The organism is Moorena sp., from assembly GCF_982860115.1.
This window is the reverse complement of the sequence record NZ_CEYLVT010000336.1, coordinates 1-6072: the sequence shown is the minus strand read 5'-3', so window position 1 is coordinate 6072 and position 6072 is coordinate 1. Positions and strand designations below refer to the sequence as shown.

3 protein-coding genes are annotated in these 6072 nt (G+C 42.0%); 1 reads left to right on the top strand and 2 read right to left on the bottom strand.

What is annotated here, in order from left to right:
• Positions 1 to 292: 292 nt before the first annotated feature.
• Both crtB and AC4II3_RS30715 read right to left on the bottom strand, forming a co-directional pair.
• Positions 293 to 1180, bottom strand: a complete 888-nt coding sequence (gene crtB / locus AC4II3_RS30720; RefSeq protein ID WP_488013880.1) for a cyanoexosortase B — start codon at positions 1178 to 1180, stop codon at positions 293 to 295.
• A 3-nt stretch (positions 1181 to 1183) separates the two neighbouring features.
• The gene (locus AC4II3_RS30715) at positions 1184 to 2353 is read right to left on the bottom strand and encodes a DegT/DnrJ/EryC1/StrS family aminotransferase (protein ID WP_488013882.1); all 1170 of its coding nucleotides are present in this window, start codon (positions 2351 to 2353) and stop codon (positions 1184 to 1186) included.
• 2259 nt (positions 2354 to 4612) lie between these two features.
• On the opposite strand from AC4II3_RS30715, the gene AC4II3_RS30710 reads away from it, so the two are divergent.
• Positions 4613 to 5887, top strand: a complete 1275-nt coding sequence (locus tag AC4II3_RS30710; RefSeq protein WP_488013884.1) for a glycosyltransferase family 4 protein — start codon at positions 4613 to 4615, stop codon at positions 5885 to 5887.
• Positions 5888 to 6072 lie beyond the last annotated feature (185 nt).

Here is a 6072-nt window from a genome sequence, read left to right as displayed (position 1 = left end):
CCTTGGCCAAAAGGCCACGCGGGGCGCGTTTGGCCACGCTGTGCGAACGACGCTGGGACTTCACTCAGATTAAACAAATGGTTACCTACTTTATTCAAAAGCACCGATATAGTAGCGATGCAGCGCCGACCTGCGGGAGTTTCCCCCACTCGCGCTTTGCATGGCTGACAGCGTGCGCGTAGCACATAAGCTCAATGCTAATAGCTAATAGCTAATAACTGAGAGCTGATACGCGACACGCTGATAGCTGTTCGCGCAGCGTGCGCGAGCGCGCATATGCTTACCTTGATGCTTAGCCAACGGAGTCAAGTTGGGTGTCTGAGGAGACGTATTTTTCAATCAACTTCATTAATAGAACCAGCATCACTAACATCATCGCTGAATACAGGTCGCCCCCCCAGCTTTCATGGAGCCAATGAAATGCCTTATCTTGCCCACTGCCATGGAAAAAAGTAAGCACACTATTGCGGACAATATTAGCACTAACACTTATAAGCACTGCACCCGATAACAGCCAAATAGTCTTTAGGCGTGACTCAATAGCACCGCTCCAGTAAAGCAACATCAAACTCACATACAGGCAAGTAAATAACATTTTAAGACCAGCACAGTGAGGGGCTACCTCCACAATTCGGTCACTTACGAACAAGTTAATCCCTTCGAGTCTGACATTCATCCCAAACTGAGTCAGAATAAAGGCAGCCATGGCAGCAATAAAGCGTTGTAGGGGCAAGATATAAGGTTCAATCAAATAGGGAACTGCTGTTGGAGTTGCCAAAGCCACTAGCAGCAAAGGAAAACTTTGTAGCTTAAAGCCACCAATCCCTTTTAACCATAGGCTCATACCAGCTAAAACCATTGGAAAGGATAAATTTACCAGTTCTGATTGACCGCTAAGATAGCTTACTGCTCCAATCATCAGTAAGACTACACCAAAGGGATGCGCTGTATCAGTCAGCTTATGCCACCGTCGTCGGTTCGTCCACACAATATGGGCAGCAAACGGTAGCCCAATCAAACCATGGCTAAAGTATTCATGGGTAATGCTGATACTTTTGTTGAGCCAGCCATCATACCAATGCATCAGCACAGGACCATAAATAATGACTAGCAAAGCGATGATCAAACCGTCCAGTAGATAGCGATCAATGGCAATAGGAATTTTGCGTCCAATTTGCATAGTTTAATGATTAATAACTAATGGCTCAAGCACGCCTAATAAATTAGCTAACCCATCAACAACCTGCTCAATCTGCTCCTTGCTCAAGTTGGGATAAATTGGTAGAGATAAAATCTCATTGCACAGAGCTTCCGCATGGGGAAAGTCACCGGCTTGATATCCCAAGTACTTGTAAGCTGGCTGGAGATGGCAAGGAATTGGATAATGAATACCAGTTTGAATTCCCACTGAGGCCAGAGCATCCTGGATACTCTGTCGGTTAAAGGGAAATTGTTGACCCACCCGAATCACATAAAGGTGGTAGACATGACCTGGCCCGCTGTGGTTTTCGATGGGAACAATCCCGTCACCTTCCAAAGCCCTGAGTAGATTGTCGTACTGCCCAGCTGCCCAGTACCGTGACTGGTTCCACTCAGTCAAATAAGGCAGTTTGACATTGAGGATAGCAGCTTGTAACGTATCTAAACGGCTATTTTTGCCGATTTCGGTATGAAAATATTTGCGAGGTGCTCCGTAATTGCGAAGCGATCGCACTTTTTCAGCCACAGTAGCATCATTAGTGATTACCATGCCACCGTTACCAAAGGCACCCAAGTTTTTACTGGGGTAGAAACTAAATGCTGCCGCCTTGCCCACAGAACCAGCATAATAATCCTCTCGCTTAGCTAAGTGAGCTTGTGCTGCATCTTCAAAAATTAGTAAGTTGTAGGCATCAGCAAATGCCATTAACTCACTCGGAGATACCATCTGACCGTAAAGGTGCACAGGGACAATTGCCTTGGTTTTGGCTGTAATTGCTTGTTTGGCACTATCGAGATCAATTAGGGCAGTACGAGGGTTGCAATCCACCAAAATTGGCGTAGCACCAGCAGCTATGATGCCCATGACTGTAGCGATAAAGGTGTTAGCAGGACAAATCACTTCATCCTCAGCACTAATGCCACAGGCTTGTAATCCGAGTGCGATCGCATCGGTGCCAGATCCCACTCCGATACCGTATTCGACACCACTTGCACCCGCAAATGCTTCCTCAAAATTGATCAACGCTTTACCGAGAACAAAATCTCCCTGCTGCACTACAGCTTGAATTGCCTGGTCTAGCTCGGTTTGAATAGGTCCGTGTTGTTGAGCTAGTGAAACGAAGGGAACTTTGACCGGAACTTGGTAACTCATCTATTTTGTATAGGAATTGATAGTACACTGTATCGGTATTAACAGCACAGATTCACATCATTATTCTCTTCTTGAATGTATGTTGAATCTACATGAGTTAACACCCTATAACTGTCAAGATTTGGTAAAGTTTTAGCCACTGGTAGGAGTGAGTTATTGGGGCGCATGACCATAGCAGAAGCTCACTGACTCTCGGAAAATTGTATATAAATAAAGCGATCAGCTAATGAGGAGGTGTAAACTTAGCAGTTTTGGTGGTTTGTCCGCCATTGTCTCATCCCCGGTTTACCCATTCCTACCGTTCTTGATTACAATTACAGCGTTCCCAAAACCACCGTGGCATGACACATCATTACCAAAAACCATCAAACATCTTACCCAAAAGTGGGCTTTTCCTTTACTTTAGGGGGAATTGGGTAATATTTTAGGGTTCTGAATTACTCTGGTTTACCAAACTTAGTCATTAAGGAGTGCTGAGTACAGAGTGTGGTGAATATCTCCTGCTGACCAATCCGGTAAATGCTTCGCGCTTATTCGTGTTCTCTAAGCACTATCCTGTTGCGATCGCTTATTTTTGTAAGCCTTACTGGGTCTTATCTTCCCTTTTCTTTACCATTTCTTCACAAATTTCTTCACACAGTCTTTACTGATTTTTTATTTTGGGCTAACCACTTAAGCCAAGATAATTAGGAGAGCCCTTCCCTTGATAGCCTGATTCCAAATCCACGTTTATAACCCCCTGTCAGCCATGCAAAGCGCGAGTGGGGGTTTCTAGGCCAGCACGGTCTTCGGGAGGGGCTGCGTAGGTCACCTGCGTCCGCAGCTGTCTTGATGCAGTCCCTCATCGGGGCAACACCCAAGACCCCACTGGGTCCTGAAGACCGGCCTGCATCACTTTGCTGAAGTTTGGAGGTAATTCGCCAACACTATTAATTTGCAAACACCGTTAGAGCAGCGGCTATAGCCTTAAAAGAATTCCTGCTCATTTTTTCCTAAACAGCTTATAAATTCTATAGCTGATTAATCCAGTATTATTTCCCAAAACTAGCTCCTAGCTAAGTAAGGATTTCAGATTTCCCCATAGAGTATAATAAGTCTATATCTTCACATTAAATTCACACAATCTTTAAAATTAAATAATTGAAAATTAATAGCTGTTTTTGATAAGCTTTCCGGTAGTTCCTTTATAAAAACAGGTAGTGGGGCATAGTAACATGGCTGAACCCAATAGTTTCGTATAGTCCTATGGCGTTTCCATTTGAGTTATGAACAAAGCACCCTTTTGAAATAATACTTTCAGCTAGTTTTACGTTCACGACTCATTCATAAACTTTATCTATAAAATAGATCCTCTTATACTATATAGATAGTTTTGATAAAACCAGCAACACCATTAGCGTTATCTAAAATAACAGATAGAGACCTATAAAGCTTAGCTATCTATTAATTATCTGCCTTTATCAAGAGATTTATTATGCAAAAATCAACACTTAAAGAACTATCTAAGATTACAGCAGCATTGGAATTTATGAAGCTATTTAAATTAGAGGTTTATCTGGTTTATTATCTAGGGATAATAATGGTATATAATTTTACAAATTGTGTTTAATTTTTTTTGTAAAAAAGCTTGAATAAGCATATTTATTTAAGGGGATTGTTAGCAGATTGGTAATCAAGAATAAAGAAGGTACCCTCCCAGGTATTTCTATAATAAAATTGACGATTGCTAAGATGCTATGATGAGTCCAACCAGTGAGTATGATAGTTTTGATAGCTATATGAATAGAACTAATAAAAGGGAATGATCATCAGGAGCTACTCTAAGTGTTAGGACTAATTATTTCCTGCTACAAAAGGTCAGATTAATTTAGTTTTTATGTCTGTATTCTTAGAGAGAATAGCCCCTAATAACGTCTGTCTAACCTACTGCTCTATTGAGATTAATAGCTTTTGGTATATTCGCTGTTCGTTCAGTGCATAAGCATCAACATAAAAAGCAGATTGACCATATAGTTATCAAGGCTATAACGTCGAAAGTTCAACCAAACCCTTTGAATTATTAAAGTGAAAATTTTTCTCTTAAAGGTGAAAATTCAAACACTAAAGTATCTAGGATAATTAGACACCAGTTCCTAAGTAACTGATAGATATAACTAACTAGATATAGGTGTTTCTTGTAGGAATTCTAAAAAGCGATCCATCCCTTGTCCACCTGTCAAAGGTTAACTTGACAGACTACTCGCTCTACCAATAACATTCATGCGCATATTAATCTACTCCTATAATTATCATCCTGAACCGATCGGCATTGCCCCATTAATGACGGAACTCGCAGAAGGTTTGGTCAAGGCAGGACATCAAGTACGAGTCGTCACTAGTATGCCGAACTATCCCCAGCGCTCTATCTATGATAAATATCAGGGTAAGTGGTATCTGACTGAAGAAAGAAAGGGAGTAATAATTCAACGCTCCTATGTCTGGATTCGACCAAAGCCTGGTGTAGTGACAAGGATACTACTAGATGGTAGCTTCGTCGTGACCAGTTTGATTCAGGCTTTCCGGGGCTGGCGACCTGATGTGATTCTACTGACAGTACCCTCCCTAGCGGTTAGTGTACCAGCTGCTTTACTCGCTTGGTTGTACAACTGTCCAGTATTACTTAATTTACAGGATATTTTGCCAGAAGCTGCTGTACAGGTTGGTCTAATTAGAAACAAACTAGCTATCCGTATCTTTGAAGCTTTAGAGAAGTTTGCCTACCACAGTGCTCATAAAATCAGTGTTATTTCTGAGGGATTCGTTGACAATTTAGTCAGTAAAGGAGTACCTAAAGAGAAAATTACCTGTATCCCCAACTGGGCGAATGTTAATGTTATCCGTCCCTTACCCAAACAAGGAAATTCGTTTCGCACTGCTTACCATCTTGATGGCAAGTTCGTAGTACTGTATTCCGGTAATATTGCCCTGACTCAGGGACTCGAAACAGTAGTGAAGGCGGCTACTCTGGTCAGGCATATTCCAGAAATTGTCTTCGTCATTGTTGGAGAATCTAAGGCTCTACAGCAGCTACAGCAAGACTGTCAGACTTGCAACGCTAGTAATGTCAAGCTTTTACCGTTCCAACCCCGAGAGAAGTTACCAGAAATGTTGGCAGCAGCAGATATAGGTTTAGTTGTGCAAAAACGTAACGTTGTTTCCTTTAATATGCCCTCAAAAATTCAAGTGCTATTGGCTTGCGGACGACCCATCATTGCTTCTGTGCCTTTGAATGGAACTGCAGCGCGAGTTGTTCGAAAAAGTGGTGGCGGTGTGGTGGTACCACCACAACAGCCCCAGGCTTTAGCATCTGCAATTGTCGAATTGTATGAAAATCCTGAGCAGGGGGTATCTCTAGGTCAACAAGGTAGAAAATTTGCTATGAATCACTTCGCCTATCAAAAGGCTCTCAACCGCTATGAAGCACTATTAACTCAAATTACAAAGAAGCCTAACCATAATTCACTGATTGAATTACAGCAGTTTTCAGATTTATAACCTAGGTGAGACCAGATACATCAAATCAGATCCTGTCCCGTGGTACGTGGTAATTTTTACCGATACTACCGGACTGGATATCATAAACCCAATTTAGAACTTCCATATATTTAGATGTTTTCTTCTTTGCCCCCACATTCCGCAGGTTAGCTTGGATATAGAATCTTTTTTACGACACTATGGGA

What these genes read in the sequence shown, in the direction of transcription:
- crtB (WP_488013880.1), bottom strand. Translation starts at nt 1,180, where the DNA reads ATGCAAATTGGACGCAAAATTCCTATTGCCATTGATCGCTATCTACTG.
- AC4II3_RS30715 (WP_488013882.1), bottom strand. Translation starts at nt 2,353, where the DNA reads ATGAGTTACCAAGTTCCGGTCAAAGTTCCCTTCGTTTCACTAGCTCAA.
- AC4II3_RS30710 (WP_488013884.1), top strand. Translation starts at nt 4,613, where the DNA reads ATGCGCATATTAATCTACTCCTATAATTATCATCCTGAACCGATCGGC.